Here is a 24,805-nt window from a genome sequence, read left to right on the forward strand (position 1 = left end):
ACTATGTATTAAAACAACCTTAAAATAAGGATATTGTACTATAACAGATTTGAGATAAAAAAACTGTGTGAGAAATAAATCCCACACAGTTTTGATTGCATCTTATTCTAATGGAGCTTTTCCAAGGAATGCTTTGAACATCCAGATATGTTTGTCAATGCTAGCTTTAAATGCAATTAGCATATCGTTTGTTACATCGTCGCCTTCTTTGTCAGTTAGCTCAATGCCTTGTTTATATTCGTCTCTAAGTAATTCTAATGTACCAACTAGGTCTTCCATTAATTGATCCATAGTTTTAGGTTTTGTATAAGGAGCTTCTTCTACACTCGCATTTTCTAAAAACTCTTTTAAAGTCGAGAATGGGCTTCCACCAATGGCAAGTAAACGTTCTGCTACTTCATCCATTTGTTCACCGAATTCGCTATATAAATCATCCATTTTTTCATGTAAAGTGAAGAAGTTGTGGCCTCGCATATACCAATGAATTTGATGAATTTTTACTGTGAATACGTTTAAATTCGCTACTTGATGATTCAAAAATTCCTTTGTGTCTACTGAGTTGATTGTTTTCATAATTATCTTCCTCCTATTTTGTAATGATTATCACTTAATAATAAGTATAATCTATTTCCACTACAATGTCCAGTGTGGAAACCATCACAAAGTATTTACCACTGATATGATTTTTTAAACATCTATTAATGTTTTTCCAATATTTATCTCTTCTTTTATGATAGAATAAAAATGAGATTTACACAACTAGGAGGATAGACAATGGAAAATTATTCTCACCGCTTTCAGGTGAACTTGGCTGGTATGATTGACATTCTCTCTAATCATCTTTATGACGAAAAAGATGTTTATATTCGAGAATTATTACAGAATGCTACAGATGCAATTAGAGCTAGGAAGAAAATAGAGCCTACTTTAAATGGAAAAATCCATGTTTCATTATCTGGTGAAAAAAACAACAAAACTTTAATTTTAGAGGATAATGGGATTGGTTTAACGGAAGATGAAGTCCATGCCTTCCTTGCAACTATTGCTAATTCATCTAAAGGTGAAAAAAACTTTGATGGTCAAGATACCAATGATTTTATTGGTCGCTTTGGGATCGGTTTACTTTCTTGTTTTATTGTTAGCGATGAGATTGTAATGATTTCTACCTCACAAAAAAACGGAGAAACGACTGAATGGCATGGAAAAGCTGATGGTACTTATTCTGTCCGTAAAATTAAAACCGAAAAACGCGAACCTGGTACTCAAGTTTATTTACGGTTGCGTCCTCATATGGATGAACACCCTGAATGCGAAGAAACGGAATACTTGATTAATACATTAAAAAAATACGGCTCTTCTTTAGAAAGCGCCATTTTAATAGAAGCAGATGGTTATGAACAAGAGATTAACTCGTGGACCAAGCAATTTGCTGATAAAGAAATACTGTTTAGTCTTCCGAGGGAGCAAATTCTTCGCTACGGGGAACATTTACTCGGCACTCGCTTTCAAGATTATTTCCTAATTGAAAATGAGTCTGGACGTACTTTTGGAATCGCTTTTATGATTCCTTATACGGTACAAATGAATGCGGTGCGCAAACAAACGGTATTTTTAAACAATATGTATGTGACGAGCGAAGCGAATAACGTTCTTCCTAACTGGGCTTTTTTTGCTGAATGTATACTTTGGACAGATGAGCTTCAGCCAGTCGCTTCACGGGAATCTTTTTATAAAAATGAGCGCCTTGAAATCGTATCTAAGGAGCTAGGTGTGGCGCTAAAAAAAGGAATTGAAACGTTACCCGAGAGCGCACTAACAAAATTATTATCGACGCATTATCTTGGTTTTAAAGCATTGGCTAGTGAAGATGCGCCATTTTTAAAATTAATTTATTCTTATCTGCCGTTTAAAACTTTGAATGGTGAAGAAAAATTAGCAGATATAATGAAAGAAACGACGACAATCTACTATACTTTTTCGGTGGACGATTTTAGACAGATAACTGATATTGCTCGCTCTAGTGGTATGACATTGATTAATGGCGGTTACTCCTACGATACACCAATTTTAACGATGCTAAATCATTTAGTGGATGAAGCTGAGTTTATTTTAATTCAACCAGAAGAAATCACCAATAAATTGTTACCGATGTCTGCTGAAGAAGAAGTAACTTATCAACCAATCCTAGCTGAAATGAATAAAATGATGGCGGAATTTGATGCCGATATAACAATTAAGCATTTTGAACCTAAAACGCTCCCTATTATTTTTATTCATTCTGCCGCTACACAGGCAAGCAGAGAACTGGAACGCTCTTTAGAAGAAACGAGTTCTGTTTTCAGTGATATTTTAGAGAGTATTCAGCAAGAACAAGCCCCTGCTCCACTTGCCCATTTGTATTTAAATTTAGATAATGAGCTTATAAAAAAACTGTTCACATCTGGTAAATCTATTAATGAGTTATCGGTGATTGTTAATGTTCTTTATATTCAGGCCTTACTGTTAGGACATTATCCGCTCAAACGGAAAGAAATGGAATTAATGAATCAAAATATGTTACGAATCTTAGAAATGCTATAGGAGGAAAAAAATGGATTATTTGAATGATATTGAAGAAGCTTGGGGTATGGACGACAATGCTGAAAAAGTGAAAATTCTTGAACGCGCCATTGCAAGTGCAGATATGTATAACGATGTAGAAAATGGTATTGAGGCACGCGATATGCTGATTGATACTTGCTTAACTGCCGGATTTCCAAAAAAACAATTACAAGCCTTTAGTTGGTTAGTAAAAAAATGGGAAGATGATGCGGCATATATTGACGCTTACGATCTACTTTGGAAATATAAATGGATTAGCGAACATGTCCCAACTTTTGATGAAGTATCCAAAGCGCAAATAGACGGGCTTTTGAATGATATGAAAGTAAAATTCGAACAGCAAAATTATTCCTTACGCCCTTACTATAAAGTTTGTACCCTTGCTGCCATTCGAATGGGCGAAAAAGACAAAGCAGAAGAACTCTTTGAAAAATGGAATAACACCAAAGCAGATTATTTAAATGACTGCCCTGCTTGCGAAACAAATGATAAAGTTCATTATTACTGTTTTATCAAAGATTTTGAAAAAGCGAAGAAAGCTGCTGCTCCAATTATTAAAGGGAAACAGAGCTGCGCAGAAGTTCCTCATTTAACTTATGGAAATATGGCTTTAGCGTATTTAGAACTTGGTGATGAAAAAATGGCGCAAGAATGTTTTGATAAAGGCTACCCTCTTGTGGAGAAAGAAAGTTCATTAATTCCACCACTTAGCCATTTGCTTAAGTATCTAGTGCTTACAAACCAAACTGAAAAGGCTAGAGAAGTCATTGATACGAATAAAGAAATCGTCCTTAAATCAGAAAGCGGACTAGATCGATTATTATTTTTACAAGCTGCTTATCCTCTTTTGGATCGTGAAACAGAAACAGACTTGGTGGAAATAGCCGAAACTTTAACCGCAAAATTTGATGCACGAAATGAAAATTGTTATTATCAAGATCGTTTGAAGTAACATTTGGAACATAGCTAGTTTTTCTAGTTATGTTCTTTTATTTGCGCTATTTAGTATTTTTTAGGATAATACAGGAAGGAGTTGAAAATGATGACGATTTGGGTTAAAAACGGGAATAAAGCTGCAACGGAGCAAGAGATTTCTGCAAAAGAAACGGAACTTGGTTTATTCTTACCAGCTGAATATAAAGAGCTGCTTTTGAAGCAAAACGGTGGATTGATTCGAAAAAACCATTTTCCAACGAACGAGCCAACGTCTTACGGTCTTGATGTCGCGGAAATTTATTATTTAGCTAGTTTAAATGAATTATTAACGGACATTCCGGAACAAAATGATGTTGATCTTGCAGGCAAACAAGTTTATTTTCACCGAGATGAATCGCGCTATATCGGTTTTTCTTATGCTGATAATAAGTCTCTGCCTAGCATTATATATGTTGATTTTGAAACGCTACAGACCTTAGTTGTTGCAGAAAACATGGCTGAGTTTTTGGAGGCACTATATTTCAGCCCGTTTCCAGTAGATTTCGCGGAACAATTTCCAGTAAAAAAACTAGACCAAATTCTTGCTTCAAGTAATGTCAAAAAAACCAAGCAATTACTAGAGTTATTAGAGGATTATCCTGATAAAAAGTGGTATTTAGAAACACTCATTCGTTTACTTCAAAAGAACGAAATCCCCTATAATATAGTCGTCTATCAATCCTTTGAAAATCAATTGCTCTATTTCCGGAGAAAACTTGTTCCTGAACTTGTGGAAAAGATTTTCGCGAGGCTTAAGGACTGTGATGGAATAGATCAAAGTGCTACTACTGAATTATATAAAGAGTGGGAATAAGGAGGAATTCAATTGGTAAAAGTAGTATTTGTATGTTTAGGGAATATTTGCCGTTCTCCAATGGCAGAAGGACTTTTTCGAAAAGAAGTTGCTAATGCAGGGTTAACGGATGAAATAGAAATTGATTCTGCGGCAACGGGAACATGGAACTTAGGAAAACCGCCGCACCGTGGTACAAGAGAAGTTTTGAAAAAGCACGGTATTAATTATGAAGCAATGCGCGCTCGGAAAGTAACGGATGCCGATTTTGAACAAGCTGATTATATTATTGGGATGGATCAAAATAATATAGCTGATTTAAATGCACTTAATAAAAACAAAGACGTAACTATTCGTTCACTGATGTCCTTTGTTTCAGGTAAGGAAGAGGAGGAAATTCCTGACCCTTATTACACAGGTGATTTTGATGAAACAGAGCGAATGGTAACGGAAGGAGTCAAAGCCCTTTTAGCTTTTATCACAAAAAAATAGCCTTTTTTATCCCTAACATGTTTAGAGACTGGTCACTCGGGAATATATAAGAGTACAATCAAAAGATCAGAAGGAGTTTTTTATATGTTAGGAATCATTTGGGGAATTATAGTTGTTTTATTAGCAGTTTGGTTACTTGGAATTATTTTCCATGTAGCGGGCGGATTAATTAATATCTTGCTAGTAGTAGTGTTAATACTCGTTATTTGGAACTTAATTCAAATGGCTAGGAATAAACGTAAATAACTGAAAAAAGAGCGGTTTGGCGCATTACGATAATGCGCCAAACCACTCTTTTTATTTTTGATTTAAATGTTGCTTTTGTAAAAAATCTTTTAAGTCTAACCGGCTTTTTCTTCCAAGCCCCCGTGCAATTTGCTCGGACCAGCCTTCTACTCGTTTTCCTGCTGTTCGTTCATCGTAGTAAGTTTTTATTTGTTCATCGTATTCTGCTAAAATTGCTGGATTCATTTTTTGATAAGTATTTTCGTGATAAACCAAGTCTTGCGGTAATCTAGGTTTGGCTTTTTCTTTGCCTTTAATCGGGTGACCTATTGTTAGACCAAATAACGGCATCGTATATGGTGGTAAATCAAGAATTTCGGCAATTTGCCCTACGTCATTACGAATTCCTCCGATAAAGCAAATACCAAATCCTAACGACTCTGCGGCAACAGCCATATTTTGCGCGGCAAGTGCGGCATCAATGATGGAAACAAGCCATTTTTCTGAAGTTTCTAGTGCGGCTGTGTCTACTTGATGTTCTTCTAGGATGGCTTGGTGTCTCGCTAGATCAGCAACAAAGATAAATAATTGTCCTGTTTGTACAGTGTATGGTTGATTTCCCGCAATAACAGAAATTTGTTCTCGAATTTTTTTATCTGTTATTCCGATTATAGAGTATGCTTGAACAAAACTAGATGTAGATGCGGCCTGCGCACTTTTAATAAGTAAAGCTAATTCTTCTTCTGTTAAAGCTTTATCTTCAAAGTTCCGTACTGAATAATGACCTAAAATGGCATCTATCGCCTGATTCATCCTAACTCCCCCTTAGTCTTTAAAGATTTTCCGATCGTAATTTGGTTCTTGTAAAAGCGCGCCAAAACTCTGTTGACGTAACGCTTCATATGCTAAAACTGCTGCGGTGTTAGATAAATTTAAAGACCGAATATGATCTGTCATTGGAATCCGTAAACAATTTTCCTCATTTGCTTGTAAAAGTTCATCAGGCAAACCAGTAGTTTCTTTTCCAAAAACAAAGAAATAATTTTTATTTGGATCACTATAGTCAACGTCACTATAAACATGCCGTCCGAATTTAGTAATATAGTAGAATTCTCCACCAGCATTTTTTTCGAAAAACTCATCTAGGGAATCGTAATAGGAAAGTTTCACATTATCCCAGTAGTCCAGTCCGGCGCGTTTTAACATTTTATCATCTGTGGAAAAACCAAGTGGACGAATTAAATGTAAATAAGTATCTGTTCCAGCACATGTTCTTGAGATATTTCCTGTGTTTGCAGGGATTTCTGGTTGATATAGTACGATATGGTTTGGCATTTCTTTTCACCTGGTTTCTATTAATTTGGTATTGCTGTTAATTCTTGGAGTACTTGTTCATCTTGTTCGTTTTGGAGCGCTTTTTGGACAGCTTCTTCAGCTTGTTCCCCGCCGATTTTACGTAAGGCCCATCCAGCGGTTCCTCGAATGACTGGTCTCGGATCATTTTCCAAGCAATCAATTAAGTCTGGTACTGCGGTTTTATCTTTATAACGAGCTAAAATAATTATCGCATTTCGTTGGATTGGCTTTTTCCCACGCCATGAACCAGCCATATCACCAAACTGCTCTTTGAAAGCGCGATTTGAAATATGTAGCAGTGGCTTTAACTCGGGACGAACAAGTTCCGGGTCCGGCTCCATTTCCTCATGAAAATGAAAATCATGACCGCGATTATATGGACAAACTACCTGACAAGTATCACAGCCATACAAACGATTATGCAATACTTCGCGATATTTTTCATCTAGAAAGTCTTTTGTTTGGGTGAGGTAGCTTAAACATATTTTCGGATTCATTTTCCCTTCACCTAACAAGGAACCTGTTGGACAAGCTTTAACACATTGGTTGCAGCTGCCACACAAGTCGCTAGCAGGCGTATCTGGTTCAAAAGGAATATTGGTTATCATTTCCCCTAAATAAACCCAAGAGCCGAATTCTGGCGTTATAAGCAGCGTGTTTTTCCCGCGCCAACCAATGCCAGCTCGTTCTGCCACAGCCACATCCGATAATTCACCAGTATCTACCATAGATTTCATTCGTACATCAGGCAAACGCTCACTTAAAAATTGTTCCAGTAGAGCTAATTTCTCTCGTAAAACAGTATGATAATCGATGCCCCACGAAGCTCTAGCAAAAACGCCACGTCTTGCTTCTTTTTTGCTGGTAGGCGCTTCTTTTAATTTAGATGGGTAAGCAAGTGCAATAGCAATAATCGACTGGGGTTCTTTGAAAATAAGCTCTGGATAAACACGCTCATCAATAACCGGATGCTCAAACCCTGTAAAAAGATCTAACGCTTCAGCTTCTAGTAACCGTTCCTTTAAAAATAAAAAAGGGTCTGCTGTCGTAAAACCAATTTTTTGAATTCCAATTTCATGTGCATAAGCAATTAGCTCTTCTTTTAGCGCTGCGTAATTTGATTCTGGCTTCACTATCATCATTCCCCCTTTCCTTATTTTCAGGCAATAAAATAAACGCAATGCTTCGCTTAGAAAGGTCGAAACACTGCGTTGATAACAGGATTTATAAAAAATATAAAGCGGGTGATGGGAATCGAACCCACGACAACAGCTTGGAAGGCTGTAGTTTTACCACTAAACTACACCCGCACAGTAAGTAGTTCTTAGTGTTTTAACAACTTTTATATAATACCATTCTATGTTAGTTTTGACAAGACTTTTTCTGGAATTTCTTTGTAAAAAATAAAATCCTACTATATTTATGATTTTCAAGGCTTTTTACTAACTTGCTTATATGCTGTGAAATAAATATTGATTCTCTCCCTTAAGTAGTAAAGCTTCTGAACCAAATGTGGTAAAATGGATGAAGAAATGGTAAAGAGATCGCTTGCTTTAAGTGGCATTGTCCCACTTTTTTCAAACGACGATACTACTTCTAGTGCATCACAAACTATAGAAGTAAGAACAACAGGGATAAATGGTACTAGTGGCGGGACGCTTTATCAACTTAATTAAGGATGTGTGAAATATGGAAAAAAATATTGAATACTCCTGTATAGTCCCTGTTTTTAACGAAGAAGAAGTTCTACTAAAAACTTACGGGAGACTTACAGAGGTCATGCAGACACTTGACGGTCCCTACGAAATTATTTTTGTAAATGATGGTAGTCGTGATTTAACGAAGAGTATGTTGCAAAAATTAAGTGCGGAAGATAGTTGTGTAAAAGCAATCCATTTTTCGAGAAATTTTGGGCATCAGATTGCTATTACTGCTGGCGCCAATTATGCGCATGGTAAAGCAGTTATTGTTATCGACGCAGATTTACAAGATCCCCCTGAGTTAATTATTGAAATGGTAGAGAAATGGAAAGAAGGCTACCAAGTTGTTTACGCCCAACGTCTGAAACGAAAAGGGGAGACTTTCTTTAAAAAACAAAGTGCTTCTCTCTTTTATCGTATTTTAACTAAATTAACGGATATTAATATTCCGGTTGATACTGGTGACTTCCGACTCATGGATGCGCAAGTTTGTCGAGAGCTAGCTGGCTTACATGAAAAAAATCCTTTTGTTCGCGGGCAAGTTAGTTGGCTTGGATTTAAACAAACAGCTCTTCACTATGAACGCGATGAACGCGCGGCTGGAGAAACAAAATATCCACTCAAAAAAATGATTAAATTATCTATAGACGGAATTACATCATTTTCTTATCGTCCATTAAAACTCGCAAGTTACCTTGGGGTTTTAACAGCTTTCATTGGTTTTATTTACTTAATTATTGTGCTTTTCCAACGATTCTTTACTGATACAACATTAACTGGCTGGACTTCTATTATTATTTTACAACTTGTTTTTGGCGGGACGATTCTTTTCATTCTTGGCTTAATTGGTGAATACATTGGTCGAATTTATGATGAAGTAAAAGACCGCCCGCTTTACATTATTGAAGAAGAAAATGGTTTTTCTGACCAAAAATAATATATAATTAAAATCCTGGTTGATTTGCTAGGATTTTAACTATATTCAAGCTGTTTTATTAGCGCTTTATCATTTTTATGTGAGAAAATAAAGTATGTTTTTAAAGACTACTGGAGGCTTGCTTATGACATTTTGGCAGGATATGATGAATTTCTTTTCTTATGATAATTTAATGTACTGGCTAAGTGAGTATCGGAATTTAGGTCCACTTTTAGCTTTTTTCTTACCTTTTATTGAAGCGTTTTTACCTTTTTTACCATTTATTGTTTTTGTTGTAGTTAACGTTAATGCATACGGACTGTTTGGCGGCTTTTTAATATCCGTTACAGCTGCAATTGCAGGTAGTTTATGTGTTTTCTTGTTAGCTCGAAAATTTGGGCAGACTCGATTTTTGCGATTTATTTCCGGACATAAACAAATTAAACGAGTAATGGAATGGATTGATAGACATGGTTTTAGTCCGATTTTCATTTTACTTGTAATGCCTTTTACACCATCTTCTGCTGTAAATATCGTTGCAGGTCTCTCTAAAATAAAAGTTTACCAATTTATCTTAGCGCTTGTAGGTGGGAAATTAATCAAAGTCTTTGCGATTAGCTATATTGGTTATGATTTCGTAGACTTAATTCACCAACCACTTAAACTGGCTATTTTAGCTGTTTCTGTCGTTATTTTATGGTTTGTCGGAAAACGGCTGGAACATTGGATGTCAGGAAAAAATCTTAAATAAAAAAGAAAGCACGCGGAATGCGTGCTTTCTTTTTTTAATAAAGTAAATCTAAAAATTCATCTTTTGTAATGTTACCAAAGTATTCTTTTACTTCTATATCTGCTAAAGCTTCAGCCAATGCTTCACGCTTATAAGTTGTGTTGACTAATTTCTCCTCAATATCTGCCACATTTTTTACGCCAAAGAAGTCACCAAAAATCTTAATATCTGTAATAACTCCTTTTTGTACGTTTAAGCGAACATCGACTGCTCCAACTGGAAAACGTTTTGTCCGTGTTAAATCGAATTTTGGAGATTTTCCGTAGTTCCAGTCCCAATTGCCATAACGCTTAGCAGAAATTTCATGGATTTTTTCCCAATCTGCAGCGGTTAATTTGTATTCTTTCACATCTTCTACTTTTTCCACGTTAAAAATGTAAAGCAATAATAAATCGCGGAATTCTTCGGTAGTCATTTCTTGATCCATAAAATCAGAAATATTCGCTACACGACTACGAACTGACTTAATTCCTTTTGATTCAATTTTATCTTTACGTGGTTTTAGTGATGCAGCGACATTATCTAAGTTCAAATCATACATTAAAGTACCGTGCGAGAACATTTTTCCTTTTGTTGCAAATTGCGCATTTCCTGATACTTTAAAACCATCGATTAATAAATCATTACGTCCTTTTAATTCCGCATTTACGTCTAAACGTTTAAGAGCTTCCACAATCGGTTGTGTAAACTTCGCAAAATTATGGAACGATTCGCCGTCGTCATCTGTAATAAAACTAAAATTCAAGTTACCTTCATCATGATAAACAGCGCCACCACCTGAAAGTCTACGCACCACAATTACGTCATTTTTCTCGACATATTCTGTATCGATTTCTTCTACCGTATTTTGATTCCGACCAATAATTATCGATGGCTTATTAATGTAGAAAAGTAAAACCGGTTCATCTAACTTCAATTCGGTTAAAATAAATTCCTCAACTGCTAAATTAATACGCGGATCTTTTTCATTATTATTATCTATAAAATACATACCCCAAACCCCTTTTCTTCTATATTAAAATGTTTTCGTAAATCCTTTTGATGCGAGTGCAATTTCTCCGGTGTAAATAGCTGCTGCTTCTTGTTTCAATACTTCTAAATCACCAACTTCTGGTAAATGGCTGAGGAGTAACGATTTCACATTTGCTTCTTTAGCAATTTTTGCGACTTCGGTACTTGCCATATGAACTTTTGTTTTTCCAGCTAAATCATGGAAAAAGTTCGTATCTGTTACGAGTAAATCTGCGTTTTCTGCAAAAGGAATAAAACTATCTTGATAAGCGCTGTCTGCGGTGTATACAAAGATTTTTCCAGCTGCTTCAATTCGCATGGCATAACAAGGTACTGGATGAACTGTTTTTAAGAAGGTTACTTTAAACGGTCCGATTTCAAGCGTGTCATTTGCTTTATACTCCACTGCTTTTGTTACATTCGCCATTTCTAAATAAGAATAGCCACGTTCATCTTCTTTGTGCCCATAAATAGGTAAGACAGGTGGTTTTTCTTTTTTTTGCGACAACAAACGAATGTGCTGCAAAATCCCTACGTCTGCTACATGATCTGGATGGTAATGAGAAATTATTGCGGCATCAATGTCATCAGGATCAATGAAGTTTTGCATGATGGAAACGGCACTTGCCCCCACATCAATTAATAACTTAAATCCAGCTTCTTCTAGCAAATAACTCGATGTGCCTTCGTTCGCTACCGGATATCCGCCCCAATGTCCAAAAACGGTTAGTTTCATTACTGCACTTCCTTTCTCAAAATAAACCTCATTTATATGATACAACATTTATAATAAAAGGAGAAATTATCCAGATAAAAAGACAGCTAAGAAAATCTGCTGCCTTTTTAAAATTTTACTTATTTACTAGGGAAATATTTATTCTCTAGTTCTTTTGTTAGTTTTTCTGTTTTATCTAGCTCACCAACTGCAACAAATCGTTTCGTCGTTTCCGTTGGCTTATCACATGTGATTAATGTGATTCTAGCGTCTTTCGTATTATCTATCACGCTTACTTCTGTTTCATCAATTGTTTTTGTTTCAGTAACTGTATATTCATATAAATTTACGAGGTCAGTCAGGTAAATCTTGTCGCCTTCTTTTACCTTCATAATTGGACCAAATAGCATTGATTCATTACGCATATGGTGCCCCGCTAATGGATAGTTACCTTTACCCATTACTTGGTCAGAACGCATTGTTGTTGCTCCTGCAAGTAAATTAGCAGTGTTGGTTCCTTTAAATACTAGTAAGTTAACGTCTACAGAAGGAACAGCTATCGAGCCAATAACGGCATCTTTGTCATAGTCTGCTGCACCTTTGATGACAGAGGTCATAGATGGAAGTTGTACACTTTCAAAATCAAATGTAGCGTCTTTGTCATTGTTTTTCTTTAAATCGGATGCATTGTATTGATCGATTGTTTCATGGCCACTCATATATTTTACAATGCCGTTTTTAATGAATGGGGAAAAAATTAATAGTAAACCGATGATTAAAATAACGATTGCGATTGTTTTCTTTAACATATTATTCCTCCTTGTAACTATTTCATTATATAGTAGCTACTCTGATGAAGCAAAGGAAATCAGCCGCCTTATTGAAGTATTTTTGCACCTGTGACAAATTTGTAAAGTTATTCCCAAATATAGTCTGAAATTTGTCTTTTACGTTGCGCTGAAATATACGGGCTTCCTTTAGCTGTGAACCTTAGAGGATAATGGGTCGCGATACCTTTATTTGGAACACCAATTCGATTAGTTGCTTCTATTATATGTGGCACTTTTGCCCTTTCTAACCAAATATTGCTATCAAAAAGAGTTTTCCCATAATCTTGCATACTTAATCCTAAAGCTTGCGTTAATTTACCCGGGCCGTTCGTTAATTCAAAGCCAGTTTTCAAAAAACGATTTTGTTCCATTTGTTCGATGGACTCTTTCGTTGGTTCTAATGCTCTAATTAAAACAGCTTCCGGAATGCCTTCTCGCATCGTAATAAAGTTTAATAATACTTGCTGGTGCATTTGATACGTATAAATCGTTCCTGGAGTGCCGAACATTACTTCAGTCCGCTTGGTTCGTAAGTTTTTAAAACTATGGGCTGCCATATCTGTTGCCCCGAGATAGGCTTCCGTTTCAACAATGTAACCAGAAAGAGTATAATTACCTATTTCATGCACGAGTCTCATCCCTATTATATCTCTAGCTAATTCAATGGTAGTTTTATTTTCAAAAAAAGTTGGAGTGATTTTAGCGTTCATTTTATACCTCCTATTTCACTTTTTATTCTAGCAGAATTCTAGTCAAAATGGTTCTTTTTTGACTAGTTATATCAGCCTATTTCCCCTAAAATCCTACTTCAGACGTATGTGTTATAACTTGCCTTTTATTAATCTTGTGTTAGAATTATGTTAAAGTGGGTGCTGTATGAAATTGTTTTTTTACATATTACAGCTTCTTTTTTTCATTTCAAAAACAACAATTAAAACGAGTAAATAGTGTGTAGGAGAGGTGTTTCATGAAGGATTGGAAAATAAAAATCCAAACGTTTTTAAGCAAAAATTATGGGTTTTTTGTTCTAGCCGTCATTCTTTATTGGCTAAAAACGTATATTGCATATCAACTTGAATTTAAACTTGGTATTGAGAACCTTATGCAGCAAATTTTGCTGTTCATAAATCCATTGAGTGGGGCTGTGTTCTTCTTAGGTCTCGCACTTTTTGCTAAAGGACGTCGTTCATTTATCTGGATCGTTGTCATTGACTTTTTAATGAGCTTTATTCTTTACGCAAATATTGTCTATTATCGATTCTTTAGTGATTTCATTACGCTTCCGAATCTAAACGCAAAACAAATGCAAAACATGGGCGACATGGGTAGTAGTATCACAGCGTTACTCAGCTGGCACGATATTATTTACTTCGCGGATATTATTATTTTAATTGCACTACTTGCTTTCCGCTTTGTAAAACCTGATAAAACTGCTCGAATCCGTGCTAGAAAAGTTGTTGGTGTTTTAACGCTTGGTATCGCGATGTTCTTTGCTAACTTAGGACTTGCTGAAATCGATCGTCCGCAACTTTTAACAAGAACTTTTGATAGAAATTATATTGTAAAATATCTTGGTATGACTAACTACCAAATCTATGATGCAGTGAAAAGTACTGAGTCATCTACACAGCGTGCACTTGCTGATAGTAGTGATGTTACGGAAGTACTTAACTACACTAAATCAAAATACGCCGCGCCAAATCCGGAATATTTCGGTAAAGCAAAAGGCAAAAACGTTATTTATATTCATTTAGAAAGTTTCCAACAATTCTTAGTGAATTATAAACTTAACGGAGAAGAAGTAACGCCGTATATTAACTCTTTCTTTAAAGATAAAAATACACTGAGCTTTACAAACTTCTTCCACCAAACAGGTCAAGGTAAAACAGCTGACTCCGAAATGTTACTTGAGAACTCGCTTTATGGCTTGCCTCAAGGTTCTGCCTTTACTACAAAAGGACAAAACACTTATGAATCAGCATCAGCTATTTTAGGTCAACAAGGATATACTAGTGCTGTCTTCCACGGTAACTATAAGAGCTTCTGGAATCGTGATGAAATTTATAAACAATTTGGTTACGATAATTTCTTTGATGCTAGTTACTATGATATGAATGACGCGGATGTTTCTAACTATGGACTAAAAGATAAACCTTTCTTCCAAGAATCTGAAAAATATCTTTCATCCTTAAAACAACCATTCTATACGAAATTCATCACGCTAACCAATCACTTCCCTTATCCAATTGATGAGAAGGATGCTTCGATTGCTCCAGCGACAACTGGTGATTCTTCGGTAGATACGTACTTCCAAACAGCTCGTTATTTAGACGAATCTGTGAAGAGCTTTGTTGATTACTTGAAGAAAACTGGTCTTTACGATAACTCTGTAATTATTATGTATGGTGACCATTATGGTATTTCCGATAACCACGAAGAAGCAATGACAAAAATTCTTGGCAAAGACTATAACACTTTCGAAAATGCCCAAGCGCAACGTGTACCTTTAATGATTCATGTTCCAGGTGTTGAAGGTGGAGTTCAAGAACAATATGGTGGTCAAGTTGACTTACTACCTACCCTGCTTCACTTACTTGGTGTGGATAACAAAGAATACTTGCAATTTGGTACTGACTTACTTTCAAAAGATCACAAACAACTGGTTCCATTTAGAAATGGTGATTATATAACACCAACTTACTCTATGATTGGTGGGAACATGTATAACCAACAAACTGGTGAACCAATTGCGACAGAAACAAAAGAAATGAAAGAAACAAAAGAGAAGGTATCCAAAGAATTAGAGCTTTCTGATTCTGTGTTACAAGGAGATTTATTACGATTCTATGCTCCTGATGGCTTCAAAAAAGTAGATCCAAGTAAATACAACTATAATAAGAAGAAATCAACTGATTCTTCTACTAAATAAAAAAAGAGTCCAGCTAATGCTGGACTCTTTTTTATTTACCTAAGCCTCTCATAATATAAGAAACTGTATCATCTATTTCTTTTGCGTCGTTCCAGTTAGCATCTGGCATCACAACAAACCTTGTCAACATAAAGCCGACTATATTTGTAATAAGCGCCCTCATAATCGTGCTATTTGGCATGTCGACAATTTCTCCGCGTGCCTTATAAAAATCAATCATTTGGTCAAACTGCCCTTTTACATGCGTCATAAAAATTTGAGAAAACTGCGCTCTAAGTTCATCATGATAAAATAATTCCATAAAGTATATTTTGATGACTTTACCATTCTCTTTTGCAAATTCAAAACGGTTAACAATAATTTCGCGAATAAATGACTGGAAATCTGGATACTCACTTTCAAAAACTTCTTTAACAAAGCTTTGAGCTAAAAATGGGATAACTCCCCCAATCAATGTTGGCATCGTGATTGCCATCAATAAATCTTTTTTTGTTTTATAATGTCTGAAAATGGTTCCTTCAGCTACGCCCGCTTTTTTTGCTATTTCATTTGTCGATGTTCCAGCATAACCTTTTTCCGCAAACAGTTCAATGGAAGCTGCTACAATTCGGCGTTGTTTATCGCTCATTTTAGTTTCTTTTTCCGTCAAATCAAGCATTTGACGCAAGATATCTCCTTCTGCATCCACTTTTTTTCTTCCTTTCTAATTAAACTTTCCGGTATTTTTTTAATGCAAAAATGTTTAGTACGACGAAGATGATTACAAATCCTAGTAAAATATAAAAATCATTTGCAAATGAGGCAAATCCTTCTCCTTTTACCATAATGGATGTTAGTGCATTTGCTCCGTAGTATAGCGGCATAATATGTGCAATCCATACGAGCCAATCTGCCATGCCATCGAGCGGGAAAATCCCACAGAATAACACTTGGGGCACGATAACGATGGGGATAAATTGCACGATTTGAAATTCATTATTAGCAAACGTTGAAAGTAAGATACCTAGTGCGAGTGACACCATTCCGAGTGTTAGCGTAATGAGTAAAACATAAAATAAGGATCCGTTTTGCATCATGCCGAGCACTTGGATGGAAAAAACTGCGACTAAGATAGACTGTAGTAAGGCAAATATGCCAAAGCCTATCAAATATCCTAGTTCTAGTTCGATACGTTTAATTGGGGTTGCCATGAGTCGTTCAAGCGTACCTGTTGTTCGTTCTCTTAAAAATGAAATCCCAGCGATTAGAAAAACGAAGAAGAATACGAAAAAGCCAATGAAAATCGGGCTAATTGTATCAAAAAAGCTAGTATCTTTATCGCCATAAACGTAATCGGTTGAAATGGTTAGCTTTTCAGGGCTGTTTGTAAGTGCGGGAAGCGAGTTTGGATCAATTCCAGCTTTGGCAAGTGCTTCTCCTGTTGTTTTGGCTTGTTTCTTTACTTGAACTTGTTGCTCGGCCATCAATGCTTTTTGTAGTTTTAAACCGATTTCTTTACTTAAGCTTGGTTCACTGTTTTCGTATGTCACTTTGATTTTCTCGCCATCTTGTTGAAAAAACGCGTCAAGATCAGCGTCTTTAATTTTCGCAGTTGCGTTCGTGTTGTCTGGGTAAGTCTTAATTGTTAAATCATTTTCTTTTAGTTCTTTTACCATGGAACTCGAAAGTCCGTTCACTCCGACAACTGGCTTCACTGTATCGCCTTCAAATAAGTAAGTTAGTAATGTAATAAGTAAAAGTGGCGCAAGAAACATTAAAGCAAGCGTCCGTTTATCACGCCTGAATTGGTTAACGATCCGTTTAACGATAGCTAAAATTCGCATTAGTCCTTCCCTCCAAACTCTAAAAAGGCATCTTCTAGTTTGCCAGATGAAGTTTTACTTGAGAGCTCTTGTGGGGTCCCTATGGCGATTATTTTTCCATTTCTTATCATTGCAAGCCTATCGCATTTTTCGGCTTCATCCATCACGTGCGTCGTCACAAGGATACATTTGCCGTTTGCTTTAAGATCGTCCAGTTCTTCCCAAATGGTTTTTCTTAGTTCTGGATCAATTCCGACTGTTGGCTCATCTAATATTAAAACATCAGGATCTGCAAGGACAGAAATAGCGAGAGACAACCTGCGTTTCATTCCACCTGAAAAATTATTCACCTTTTTTGTTAAATCGTTTTGTAAATTAACCAGGTTCGTCGCATAGTTGATTCGGTCTTTTTTAGCAGTACCCTTAATAGAATAAAGTGAAGCAAAAAAATCTAGGTTCTCTTTGGCCGTTAAATCAGTATACAGTGCATCTGATTGAGCCATATAACCGATTTTGCTAATTACCGGCAAGTTCGGCATTACATTTCCTAGTACTTTGGTTTGGCCACTTGTTGCTTTTTCCATGCCGATGATGGTTTTAACAAGAGTTGTTTTACCAGCGCCAGACGGACCGATTAAGCCGAATATTTCGCCCTTCTCTATTTCGAGAGACATATCTGATAAAATTGGTTTCTTGCCGATTTTTACATCTAAATTCGAAACATCAATTGCTATTTCTGCCATTAGTTTCCCTCCTTTTTAAAAATGAGTGATTACTCACTTTCCATTGTACTCGGATTTTTTTAAATGTAAAGGAAAAACCGAACGCATCAAGAAGTTTCCCTCTATCTGCACTCGGTTATTTTCGTAAATAAATATCTGAAATAAGGTGATCTGTTCCTTTATGAAGAACTAAATCCGCTCGGTACTTTGTTTTCTCGATGTTTTCTTTTAAATTGACGCCATTGATTGTATCCCAAACACCTAACGCAAATGTTTCTGCTTCTTTTTTACTGATTTTCGTATATGGGTGGAAATACGAGCTTTCGTCTTGGAAAGCTGTTTCGCGAAGCATGAAGAAACGTTCTAAATACCAGTTCTTAATATCAGCTTCATTAGCATCCATATAGACAGAGAAATCAAAGAAATCACTCGGATATAGGCTCTCATGTTGGTCAGCTTGAAGTACATTAATCCCTTCAATGATGACAATATCTGGATTATGCATCATGCGAGTTTCGTCTAAAACATCATAGGTGAAATGCGAATAAAGTGGTACTTCAACGTCTTCTTTATTTGCTTTTAAGTCGGTTAGAAACTTAGCAAAGCGGTCGCGGTCGTAGCTTTCGGGGAAACCTTTTTTGTCCATGATACCGCGTTCTTCTAAAACCTTATTAGGATAGAGAAATCCGTCTGTTGTTACAAGCTCGACTTGCCTTGTTTTAGAAAACCAACGATCTAGCATTAATTTAAAAACACGCGCGGTTGTACTTTTCCCCACTGCCACACTACCTGCTAAGGCGATAATGAAAGGGGCACGTGATTCTTTTTTCTTTAAGTATTCCATTTTTTCACCATGAATAAAAATTGCTTCATGGTATTGGATTGCAATTAGTTTTATAAGTGGTAAATAGATTTCAGAGATGTCTTGTAAAGAAATTCGGTCATTTAAACCACGTATTTCTTCCAGTTCCTCTGCAGTTAAAATTTGGTCCTTACTCACTTCCAGCTTGCGCCATTCTTCTCGTGGGAAATGAAAGTAGTGGTTGTAATCATTCATTCAATGTTCCATCCTTTTATTCATTCGTGAAAACGTAAACAGCTTTATTTAAGGATAACTCAAGCCGCATAAATCCGCAAGTAGCGATTTAATATTTACGATAGACATAAACTGATTTTGGTTTTGCTACTTCTTTATAGCTATCTACTTGTACAGACGGGATATTCATTTTAAAAGGCGAATAGTACTCTTGAGTGATTGTTCCTTTTACTGTAAGCCAGGTGTCGTTTTTGAAATTGGTCTTTTCGGGCATTTGGACGAGCATGCCGAATACACCAGAGTCCGCTACACAATGAATAATTCCAAATCGAAATAAGAATAAATTATTATCTTTTGTCACTTCATCGTTATAGACAAAACCGGTAAATTCGATTTCTTTACCAGTAAACTCACCAGGATAGTTATAGAGAATTTCCATTGTCATTAAATAGTTGCTATCGGTTACTTTGATTGGATTTTGATCAATGATTTCGGCTTTTTCTTTCGCCATCATTTTTTCATAATCTGTTTCTCCAAAATAACCACTTGTATCAGGTCTTAAAAACTGATTTTGGGCATAAGGGTCATCGCCCGCAGCATTATTTTTTGGAAAATGAAAGCCTTTTGCGGAAACGATGGTTGAATCAAGTGTTGCGACTGGAAATAAAAATCCCGCAATTAATGCGTAAGAAAGTAAACCGTAAACCATGATTTTTTTCAAAATAGTATTTTCGCCGTCATGGGTATGTCCCATATGCTCTGTTTTTGCGCCAATATCTTCATCACGAAAAACCATAATAAGCTGAATAATTGCAAGCAAAAATGCCGCAATCATTGCTGAAAAAGATAAATAAGCGTATTTCATATTAATATATTTACTGATGTCACCAGAAATATGTAGCTGCATCAAATAAAAGCCAAATCCAAATAAAATAAAAACTCGAAACATGTGTTCACCTGCTTTCTGTTAAATAACCAAGGCGTATAAAAAGACGACAATCGTTACACTTGTAACAATTAATAAGACAAATTTTGCTTTAAATGCTCCTAACATCATCATTAAATTTTTAATATCGAGCATCGGACCAAACACTAAAAATGCAACGATTGATTGCGTGGAAAATACACTACGGAATGAAGCGCCAATAAATGCATCTGCTTCAGAACATAATGATAAAACAAATGCTAGAACCATCATTAATAAAATAGATAAGATCGGGCCATGTCCAATGGATACAAGCGTCGAAGTTTTAATATATGTTTGCATCGCTGCGGCAATTAAAGCACCAAAAACTAGATACTTGCCGACAGAAAAGAATTCGTCAACTGCATGCTGTACAGTATGCCAAACTTTTTGACTAAAAGACATTTTTTCATGTGTATGCTCTTCACCGTGATGATGGTGCGCATGGTCGTGCTCTGGTTCAGCCTGAGCTCCTTCTGTTGTTAGTACTTGAAATTTCGTTGTTGTTACATCCCCACTCAGACCTCCTGCAAGGGCTAAGTTTCCAGCTGGGACAGCAACTTTTTCACTGGCAGCTTCATATTTTAAAAACCTTTCTTTCAAACCAGTTCCTTTATAAAAATAAGCGATAATATTCCCGACAACGAGTGCTACTACAAGACTTCCCGCAACACGCAAAAGCGGAACTTCCCAAGTACTTCCAAATGCAACATAGGTGGAAAATAAGACAACGGGGTTAATAATTGGAGCTGTGAGCATGAAGGCAATTCCAGCATGAAGCGGTACCCCTTTTGCAAGCAGATTACGAACGATTGGCACAATGCCACATTCACAGGATGGGAAAAATACACCAATTAGCGAGCCAACAATGACTGCTAGGAATTTATTTTTTGGAATAACGCAAGCAATAAATTTTTCAGAAATGAACATTTGAATAAAACCAGCAATAAATACGCCAATTAATACAAACGGCAGCGCCTCTATCAAAATAGAAATAAAAATGGTATTCATTTGTAGGAATGAATCCGGCAAGTGACTAAACATAGGATTCCTTCTTTCTTTACTCTTTTTAATAACTATTTGATTCTAAGCCTATCTTTTGAAGAAATCAAGTAAAAGATAAATGACTATATTTTTTATTTTGCACGAATAAAAAGACAACAATCTAACTAAATTGTTGTCTTTTTGTGATAATTTCTTGATAATCTTGTTCGAGAATTGCCTTTTCTGCTGGTTTTAAATTCGGTTGCATGAGTTTCGCAGCAATTTCTGACATTCGCATTTCTAAAATCAATTTATCTTCTTCTGTTACACGACTTGGGGCTTTACTTTCTTCGTATTCTGAGAAGGTCATTCTGTGGAAAGTCATTTGGTTGTTTTCAATCACGAGTAATTCTTCTGCAACTTGATTTACAAACGTTCTATCATGAGAAACAAATAACACTGTTCCGGTAAATTGTTTTATGAGCATTTCCAGAGCTTCCATTGCGTAGATGTCTAGATAGTTGGTTGGTTCATCGAGTATCAGGAAGTTCGCATCACTGACAAGAAGCATACTAAGAAGTAATTTCACTCGTTCTCCACCAGAAAGCATCCCGACTTCTTTATGCAAATCACTTTCTTTAAAATGCATACTTCCAAGCACATCTCTGTTTACTTGTTGTGTTTGAACGCTCCTATCTGTGATGTTTTCTATGAGCGTCTTCGCTAAATCTAACCCTTTTAATTCTTGATCAAAATAAGCGATTTTAGCTTGATTGTTACAAGTAATAGTTGGATTTTCTTGGATAATTTCTCTTAAAAAAGTGGTTTTACCGCTAGCATTTTCACCGATAAGTGCTACTTTATCTCCTGCTTTTATCGAGAACGCTTTTGCTTCAAACAGTGTTTTTCCTGCAATTTCGAAGGTTGCTTCTTTTGCGCTTAAGATCGTACTGCCTTTTTTTATTAATCGGTTATCGGGTGTGACGATTTTAATTGGCTTTGTAGTGCGTGGTTTTTCGACATTGCCAAGACGTTCAATCCGTTTTTCTAGCGCTTTAATTGTACTATGTTGTTTCTTTTGTTGTGTGCCTTTTCCAGCTTTAAAGGCGCTTGCTTCTTTGTTATTTAGTCGTTTCCCTGGTTTTACAATTCGTCCTGCTTCAATTTCGTGATAGTTTTGTGATGCTTGTAGTTGTTTCTTTTTGTTTTTAAATTCTTTGTAGGCAAGTTCTGCTTGATTTTCTTGTAGTTTTTTTTGTTCTAAATAAGCGTGATAGTTTCCTTTGTAGACGTGGATTTCTTGATTTTTAATTTCCCATATTTCTGTGCAAAGTGCATCTAAAAAGGCGCGATCATGGGAAATAATCATTAGGGCACCGTGAAAATCGCTCCACTGCCGTTCTAAATGTTTGACGCTTTCGACATCTAGGTTGCTCGTCGGTTCGTCTGCTAAAAGTATGCTTGGATTTTGGCGCATAGCATGTTGAATTGCTTTTCTTGTTTTTTCCCCGCCGCTTTGTGTGCTTTTATCAGTGTGAAGTTGTTTGATATAGGCGAGTTTCCCGTATGAAGTAATGTTTCCTGATGTGGCTTCTTTAACGCCAGCGATTACTTCCATGAGCGTTGTTTTTCCTAAACCGTTTTGACCGATGATGCCGATTCTTGCTTTTTTATCTACTAACAGGTGAGGGATTTCTACTAAAGTTCTGTCCCCTATTTCTATTTTTAATTGGTTTATTTCGATTATTGACATAAAAAATAACCTCCTGAATATTTTCAGAGAGGAATCCGCGAAACTACGCCAAAAAAGGCTATAGCTAGAGTTATCATGCGAAATGAACATACGAATCCCGTCCGAAAAAATAGTTTCTACCCAAGAATTGGATAGCTTTCTTCATTTTTTCATATAATACAGGATTAGAATTTCATTGGCTTAAGATAACACTCCTTTTCGTTTGATGTTTACATTATAGCTCAATTTAGTAAATCCTTCAAGCTAAAAAAGCCGTGCAGCTTAAATTACACGGCTTAATTTGTGACCAATTATTCACTTTCTTCCACCATCATTTTTAGTTTTTGGATAAACTCTGTGAAACTTTCTGTCATCGATAAGCGTTTGGCGTTAATTGGTTCAGAAACAATTTCCACAAATTTTTCAAAGAAATCGTTAAATTCGTTGGCATCTTTTTTGCTGATGGCGACGAGGGCAATCATTTTTACTTTGACGTCGTTCCAATAAATCGGTTCTTGGAGTGTCATCATCGAAACACCACTGCGAATGGCATCGTTTTTGATTGAATGGGGTATCGCAATGCCTGACGGGAAACTGGTTGGTGCCATTTGTTCTCTTTTTTCAACTTTTTCTTTAAAATCTGGTTTTACAAAAGCCGCCTTTTCCATTTTAGACACCATTTGTTCTCTTATTTTTTGAGGGGTGAGTTCTGAGGGGTCGATTTGATTAGAATAGAGTGACGGGACGATATAGCGGTCAATTTGTTGTCCAAGTAGGTTGTTTTCAAGCATTTTTTTCTTGGTATGGATTCTGCTTGTAATTTTTTTAATGTCTTTCGCTGTGAGTAATGGGTGAATAAAAATCGAACCTGCTTTTTCGAGAGCGGTATCTCGGTTTGTCGTTAAAATAATATCGTATTGTTCATCGCATCTCTCATTTTCAATGACTTCTATTGTCGCATCGTTTTCAAATAAGGAGCGTAGTTTTTTTAGCATATTGGTTTTTAAATCATGGTAGTCGTCAACAAGAATACCGATTTCTAGTTTGATATAATCACGATTTTCGCTTTCTAAAAAAGAACCGATATGTAGCGCGATAAAAGATATTTCGTCTTCGTTAAAGTCAATTGCTAGTTTTTCTTGTAGTAAAGAGGAAATGTAAACTGCGATGTCAAAGGTTACTGGATAAGAGGTTTTAATATCAAGTAAACTTAAATTTCTTGTATAAGCTTTGTAACGCGAACGGTAATATAAGCTTTGTACATGGATGGCAAGTTTAATAAAAAGTTGCTCGTTTTGAAGATCAATGAGGTACATTTCTTCCACATTGGTGAGTACTATTTTAAGTGCTTCAATGATTTTTTTATCGACAAATTGTTCTAATTCAGCTTGGTTAGCATTGGCTGCTTGCTCGTTTTGAAGGCCAACATACAGAAGGCCAAGTTGTTTTGTTTCTGCTTCTGAAAAATGTATTTGGTATTCTTCTGAGAGGATTCCGGCTATTTTTTTTGAGATTTCATATTCTTTAGAGTGTTTTCTAATAAGCGTTTTTTGCGTTTCGATAAGCGTATTGCCTTGTTGGATGCGGACGATACTGATGGCGTAATGCAACACAATATTCATCATCGAATATTGATTAGTTGTAATAGCTTCTTCTGCTAGAACTTCTTTTACGATACTTTGGAGTTTATCAATCGAAACTATTTCTAGCATTTCTTGGATGTGGCCTTTGATGCTTTCACGGTAGCCGCCTTCTTCATATAATAAAGAAATCATATACTTTCTTTTGGCGCGCTCTTTTCCGACGAGTTTAATTTGATTTTTATCAATGACAATCTGTACGTTTGCTTCTTTTAGTTCGTTTTTTAATTGTTGAATATCTTTTTTTAAAGTGACTTCTGAAATAAATAGAATATCTGCGAGATCAAATAAATCAACGCCTTTGGTGGAGTTTTTAATTAATTCTAGTAATAATTTAGATTTCCGTTCTGAAACGTCGCTTTCTGCTTGAAAATCGAAGTGAATCGCTCGGTTAATTTGATAGCCTTGTTTGGTTGAATTAATTAAATTTGGCGTTGCTTCATTTATTTTGTAGATATTATTGCGAATGGTTCTTGTTGTACACTCGCAAAAATCTGCTAACTCATTTGAGGTAACCCACTTGTCTTCTTGTTTATACAAATAAGCTAGTATTTCTTTTTGAGTATCCATTCCTGTTACCCCCTATATATCG

25 protein-coding genes and 1 tRNA gene are annotated in these 24,805 nt (G+C 36.0%); 9 read left to right on the plus strand and 17 right to left on the minus strand.

The window, feature by feature from the left end; all coding sequences use genetic code 11:
- Nucleotides 1-102: 102 nt before the first annotated feature.
- Nucleotides 103-573 carry a non-heme iron-binding ferritin Fri gene (gene fri, locus OC533_RS03645; protein ID WP_003761404.1) on the minus strand — a complete coding sequence of 157 codons (471 nt, stop codon included), beginning with the start codon at nt 571-573 and terminating at the stop codon, nt 103-105.
- A gap of 201 nt (nt 574-774) precedes the next feature.
- Between fri and OC533_RS03650 the strand changes: the two genes are divergently transcribed.
- The 5 genes from OC533_RS03650 (at nt 775) to OC533_RS03670 (ending at nt 5,107) form a co-directional block, all read left to right on the plus strand.
- Nucleotides 775-2,580 carry an HSP90 family protein gene (locus tag OC533_RS03650; protein ID WP_160464016.1) on the plus strand — a complete coding sequence of 602 codons (1,806 nt, stop codon included), beginning with the start codon at nt 775-777 and terminating at the stop codon, nt 2,578-2,580.
- A 10-nt stretch (nt 2,581-2,590) separates the two neighbouring features.
- Nucleotides 2,591-3,553: a hypothetical protein gene (locus tag OC533_RS03655; protein WP_194323338.1), complete on the plus strand. Its 963-nt coding sequence runs from the start codon at nt 2,591-2,593 to the stop codon at nt 3,551-3,553.
- Nucleotides 3,554-3,643: 90 nt separating this feature from the next.
- Entirely contained in the window at nt 3,644-4,390 is a 747-nt protein-coding gene (locus OC533_RS03660; RefSeq protein WP_262265225.1) for an SMI1/KNR4 family protein, read from the plus strand.
- Between the two features lie 12 nt (nt 4,391-4,402).
- Entirely contained in the window at nt 4,403-4,861 is a 459-nt protein-coding gene (locus tag OC533_RS03665) for a low molecular weight protein-tyrosine-phosphatase (RefSeq protein ID WP_003766197.1), read from the plus strand.
- An 84-nt stretch (nt 4,862-4,945) separates the two neighbouring features.
- A complete protein-coding gene (locus tag OC533_RS03670; protein WP_003761398.1) occupies nt 4,946-5,107 on the plus strand; it encodes a lmo0937 family membrane protein in 162 nt (53 codons plus the stop codon).
- Between the two features lie 51 nt (nt 5,108-5,158).
- Here the strand turns inward: OC533_RS03670 and nfsA are convergent, their stop codons facing one another.
- The 4 genes from nfsA to OC533_RS03690 all read right to left on the minus strand — a co-directional run bounded on the left by nfsA (nt 5,159) and on the right by OC533_RS03690 (nt 7,752).
- The gene (nfsA, locus tag OC533_RS03675; RefSeq protein ID WP_194323336.1) at nt 5,159-5,899 is read right to left on the minus strand and encodes an oxygen-insensitive NADPH nitroreductase; all 741 of its coding nucleotides are present in this window, start codon (nt 5,897-5,899) and stop codon (nt 5,159-5,161) included.
- A gap of 12 nt (nt 5,900-5,911) precedes the next feature.
- On the minus strand, nt 5,912-6,421 hold the full coding sequence (gene trmL / locus OC533_RS03680; RefSeq protein ID WP_003766193.1) for a tRNA (uridine(34)/cytosine(34)/5-carboxymethylaminomethyluridine(34)-2'-O)-methyltransferase TrmL: 510 nt from the start codon (nt 6,419-6,421) through the stop codon (nt 5,912-5,914).
- A gap of 20 nt (nt 6,422-6,441) precedes the next feature.
- Nucleotides 6,442-7,581 carry a tRNA epoxyqueuosine(34) reductase QueG gene (gene queG / locus OC533_RS03685; protein WP_041918370.1) on the minus strand — a complete coding sequence of 380 codons (1,140 nt, stop codon included), beginning with the start codon at nt 7,579-7,581 and terminating at the stop codon, nt 6,442-6,444.
- 100 nt (nt 7,582-7,681) lie between these two features.
- Nucleotides 7,682-7,752, minus strand: a tRNA-Gly gene (locus OC533_RS03690).
- 222 nt (nt 7,753-7,974) lie between these two features.
- On the opposite strand from OC533_RS03690, the gene OC533_RS03695 reads away from it, so the two are divergent.
- The 3 genes from OC533_RS03695 to OC533_RS03705 all read left to right on the plus strand — a co-directional run bounded on the left by OC533_RS03695 (nt 7,975) and on the right by OC533_RS03705 (nt 9,809).
- Nucleotides 7,975-8,118 (plus strand): hypothetical protein, encoded by a 144-nt coding sequence (locus OC533_RS03695; protein WP_171821150.1) that lies wholly within the window; start codon nt 7,975-7,977, stop codon nt 8,116-8,118.
- 13 nt (nt 8,119-8,131) lie between these two features.
- Nucleotides 8,132-9,079 carry a glycosyltransferase family 2 protein gene (locus tag OC533_RS03700; protein WP_003727083.1) on the plus strand — a complete coding sequence of 316 codons (948 nt, stop codon included), beginning with the start codon at nt 8,132-8,134 and terminating at the stop codon, nt 9,077-9,079.
- 124 nt (nt 9,080-9,203) lie between these two features.
- Complete coding sequence (locus OC533_RS03705) at nt 9,204-9,809, plus strand: TVP38/TMEM64 family protein (RefSeq protein ID WP_003761391.1); 606 nt, start codon at nt 9,204-9,206, stop codon at nt 9,807-9,809.
- A 34-nt stretch (nt 9,810-9,843) separates the two neighbouring features.
- Here OC533_RS03705 and lplA1 read toward each other — a convergent pair whose 3' ends face one another.
- The 4 genes from lplA1 to OC533_RS03725 all read right to left on the minus strand — a co-directional run bounded on the left by lplA1 (nt 9,844) and on the right by OC533_RS03725 (nt 13,114).
- Complete coding sequence (gene lplA1, locus OC533_RS03710) at nt 9,844-10,839, minus strand: lipoate protein ligase LplA1 (protein ID WP_194323335.1); 996 nt, start codon at nt 10,837-10,839, stop codon at nt 9,844-9,846.
- A gap of 24 nt (nt 10,840-10,863) precedes the next feature.
- Entirely contained in the window at nt 10,864-11,595 is a 732-nt protein-coding gene (locus tag OC533_RS03715; RefSeq protein WP_194323334.1) for an MBL fold metallo-hydrolase, read from the minus strand.
- A 119-nt stretch (nt 11,596-11,714) separates the two neighbouring features.
- Nucleotides 11,715-12,383, minus strand: a complete 669-nt coding sequence (locus OC533_RS03720) for a class A sortase (RefSeq protein WP_010990684.1) — start codon at nt 12,381-12,383, stop codon at nt 11,715-11,717.
- Between the two features lie 107 nt (nt 12,384-12,490).
- Entirely contained in the window at nt 12,491-13,114 is a 624-nt protein-coding gene (locus OC533_RS03725) for a DNA-3-methyladenine glycosylase (RefSeq protein WP_194323333.1), read from the minus strand.
- Between the two features lie 257 nt (nt 13,115-13,371).
- On the opposite strand from OC533_RS03725, the gene ltaS reads away from it, so the two are divergent.
- The gene (gene ltaS / locus OC533_RS03730; protein ID WP_003761379.1) at nt 13,372-15,333 is read left to right on the plus strand and encodes a lipoteichoic acid synthase LtaS; all 1,962 of its coding nucleotides are present in this window, start codon (nt 13,372-13,374) and stop codon (nt 15,331-15,333) included.
- A gap of 31 nt (nt 15,334-15,364) precedes the next feature.
- Here the strand turns inward: ltaS and OC533_RS03735 are convergent, their stop codons facing one another.
- From OC533_RS03735 to OC533_RS03770, 8 genes are all read right to left on the minus strand, one after another.
- Nucleotides 15,365-16,021, minus strand: a complete 657-nt coding sequence (locus tag OC533_RS03735; RefSeq protein WP_003761377.1) for a TetR/AcrR family transcriptional regulator — start codon at nt 16,019-16,021, stop codon at nt 15,365-15,367.
- A 19-nt stretch (nt 16,022-16,040) separates the two neighbouring features.
- Nucleotides 16,041-17,156: an ABC transporter permease gene (locus tag OC533_RS03740; protein WP_003771171.1), complete on the minus strand. Its 1,116-nt coding sequence runs from the start codon at nt 17,154-17,156 to the stop codon at nt 16,041-16,043.
- Entirely contained in the window at nt 17,156-17,878 is a 723-nt protein-coding gene (locus tag OC533_RS03745; RefSeq protein WP_185482529.1) for an ABC transporter ATP-binding protein, read from the minus strand. Before OC533_RS03745 ends, OC533_RS03740 begins: the two co-directional genes overlap by 1 nt.
- A 115-nt stretch (nt 17,879-17,993) precedes the next feature.
- Nucleotides 17,994-18,914 (minus strand): type I pantothenate kinase, encoded by a 921-nt coding sequence (gene coaA, locus OC533_RS03750; RefSeq protein ID WP_003761370.1) that lies wholly within the window; start codon nt 18,912-18,914, stop codon nt 17,994-17,996.
- 88 nt (nt 18,915-19,002) lie between these two features.
- Nucleotides 19,003-19,842 (minus strand): TIGR03943 family putative permease subunit, encoded by an 840-nt coding sequence (locus OC533_RS03755; RefSeq protein WP_003771168.1) that lies wholly within the window; start codon nt 19,840-19,842, stop codon nt 19,003-19,005.
- Between the two features lie 18 nt (nt 19,843-19,860).
- Nucleotides 19,861-20,901: a permease gene (locus OC533_RS03760; protein WP_194323332.1), complete on the minus strand. Its 1,041-nt coding sequence runs from the start codon at nt 20,899-20,901 to the stop codon at nt 19,861-19,863.
- Between the two features lie 121 nt (nt 20,902-21,022).
- Entirely contained in the window at nt 21,023-22,594 is a 1,572-nt protein-coding gene (locus tag OC533_RS03765; RefSeq protein ID WP_010990679.1) for a Vga family ABC-F type ribosomal protection protein, read from the minus strand.
- Nucleotides 22,595-22,884: 290 nt separating this feature from the next.
- The gene (locus OC533_RS03770; RefSeq protein ID WP_185504739.1) at nt 22,885-24,783 is read right to left on the minus strand and encodes a BglG family transcription antiterminator; all 1,899 of its coding nucleotides are present in this window, start codon (nt 24,781-24,783) and stop codon (nt 22,885-22,887) included.
- Nucleotides 24,784-24,805 lie beyond the last annotated feature (22 nt).

Origin of the sequence: Listeria sp. Marseille-Q6474, assembly GCF_946902005.1 — a bacterium.
Classification (GTDB): domain Bacteria; phylum Bacillota; class Bacilli; order Lactobacillales; family Listeriaceae; genus Listeria; species Listeria innocua.

What these genes read in the sequence shown, in the direction of transcription:
- nfsA (WP_194323336.1), bottom strand. Translation starts at nt 5,899, where the DNA reads ATGAATCAGGCGATAGATGCCATTTTAGGTCATTATTCAGTACGGAAC.
- OC533_RS03650 (WP_160464016.1), top strand. Translation starts at nt 775, where the DNA reads ATGGAAAATTATTCTCACCGCTTTCAGGTGAACTTGGCTGGTATGATT.
- OC533_RS03745 (WP_185482529.1), bottom strand. Translation starts at nt 17,878, where the DNA reads ATGGCAGAAATAGCAATTGATGTTTCGAATTTAGATGTAAAAATCGGC.
- OC533_RS03705 (WP_003761391.1), top strand. Translation starts at nt 9,204, where the DNA reads ATGACATTTTGGCAGGATATGATGAATTTCTTTTCTTATGATAATTTA.
- OC533_RS03755 (WP_003771168.1), bottom strand. Translation starts at nt 19,842, where the DNA reads ATGTTTCGAGTTTTTATTTTATTTGGATTTGGCTTTTATTTGATGCAG.
- OC533_RS03700 (WP_003727083.1), top strand. Translation starts at nt 8,132, where the DNA reads ATGGAAAAAAATATTGAATACTCCTGTATAGTCCCTGTTTTTAACGAA.
- OC533_RS03720 (WP_010990684.1), bottom strand. Translation starts at nt 12,383, where the DNA reads ATGTTAAAGAAAACAATCGCAATCGTTATTTTAATCATCGGTTTACTA.
- OC533_RS03655 (WP_194323338.1), top strand. Translation starts at nt 2,591, where the DNA reads ATGGATTATTTGAATGATATTGAAGAAGCTTGGGGTATGGACGACAAT.
- OC533_RS03660 (WP_262265225.1), top strand. Translation starts at nt 3,644, where the DNA reads ATGACGATTTGGGTTAAAAACGGGAATAAAGCTGCAACGGAGCAAGAG.
- OC533_RS03765 (WP_010990679.1), bottom strand. Translation starts at nt 22,594, where the DNA reads ATGTCAATAATCGAAATAAACCAATTAAAAATAGAAATAGGGGACAGA.
- OC533_RS03760 (WP_194323332.1), bottom strand. Translation starts at nt 20,901, where the DNA reads ATGTTTAGTCACTTGCCGGATTCATTCCTACAAATGAATACCATTTTT.
- OC533_RS03740 (WP_003771171.1), bottom strand. Translation starts at nt 17,156, where the DNA reads ATGCGAATTTTAGCTATCGTTAAACGGATCGTTAACCAATTCAGGCGT.
- OC533_RS03695 (WP_171821150.1), top strand. Translation starts at nt 7,975, where the DNA reads ATGGTAAAGAGATCGCTTGCTTTAAGTGGCATTGTCCCACTTTTTTCA.
- OC533_RS03715 (WP_194323334.1), bottom strand. Translation starts at nt 11,595, where the DNA reads ATGAAACTAACCGTTTTTGGACATTGGGGCGGATATCCGGTAGCGAAC.
- OC533_RS03725 (WP_194323333.1), bottom strand. Translation starts at nt 13,114, where the DNA reads ATGAACGCTAAAATCACTCCAACTTTTTTTGAAAATAAAACTACCATT.
- queG (WP_041918370.1), bottom strand. Translation starts at nt 7,581, where the DNA reads ATGATAGTGAAGCCAGAATCAAATTACGCAGCGCTAAAAGAAGAGCTA.
- fri (WP_003761404.1), bottom strand. Translation starts at nt 573, where the DNA reads ATGAAAACAATCAACTCAGTAGACACAAAGGAATTTTTGAATCATCAA.
- OC533_RS03670 (WP_003761398.1), top strand. Translation starts at nt 4,946, where the DNA reads ATGTTAGGAATCATTTGGGGAATTATAGTTGTTTTATTAGCAGTTTGG.
- ltaS (WP_003761379.1), top strand. Translation starts at nt 13,372, where the DNA reads ATGAAGGATTGGAAAATAAAAATCCAAACGTTTTTAAGCAAAAATTAT.
- lplA1 (WP_194323335.1), bottom strand. Translation starts at nt 10,839, where the DNA reads ATGTATTTTATAGATAATAATAATGAAAAAGATCCGCGTATTAATTTA.
- coaA (WP_003761370.1), bottom strand. Translation starts at nt 18,914, where the DNA reads ATGAATGATTACAACCACTACTTTCATTTCCCACGAGAAGAATGGCGC.
- OC533_RS03770 (WP_185504739.1), bottom strand. Translation starts at nt 24,783, where the DNA reads ATGGATACTCAAAAAGAAATACTAGCTTATTTGTATAAACAAGAAGAC.
- trmL (WP_003766193.1), bottom strand. Translation starts at nt 6,421, where the DNA reads ATGCCAAACCATATCGTACTATATCAACCAGAAATCCCTGCAAACACA.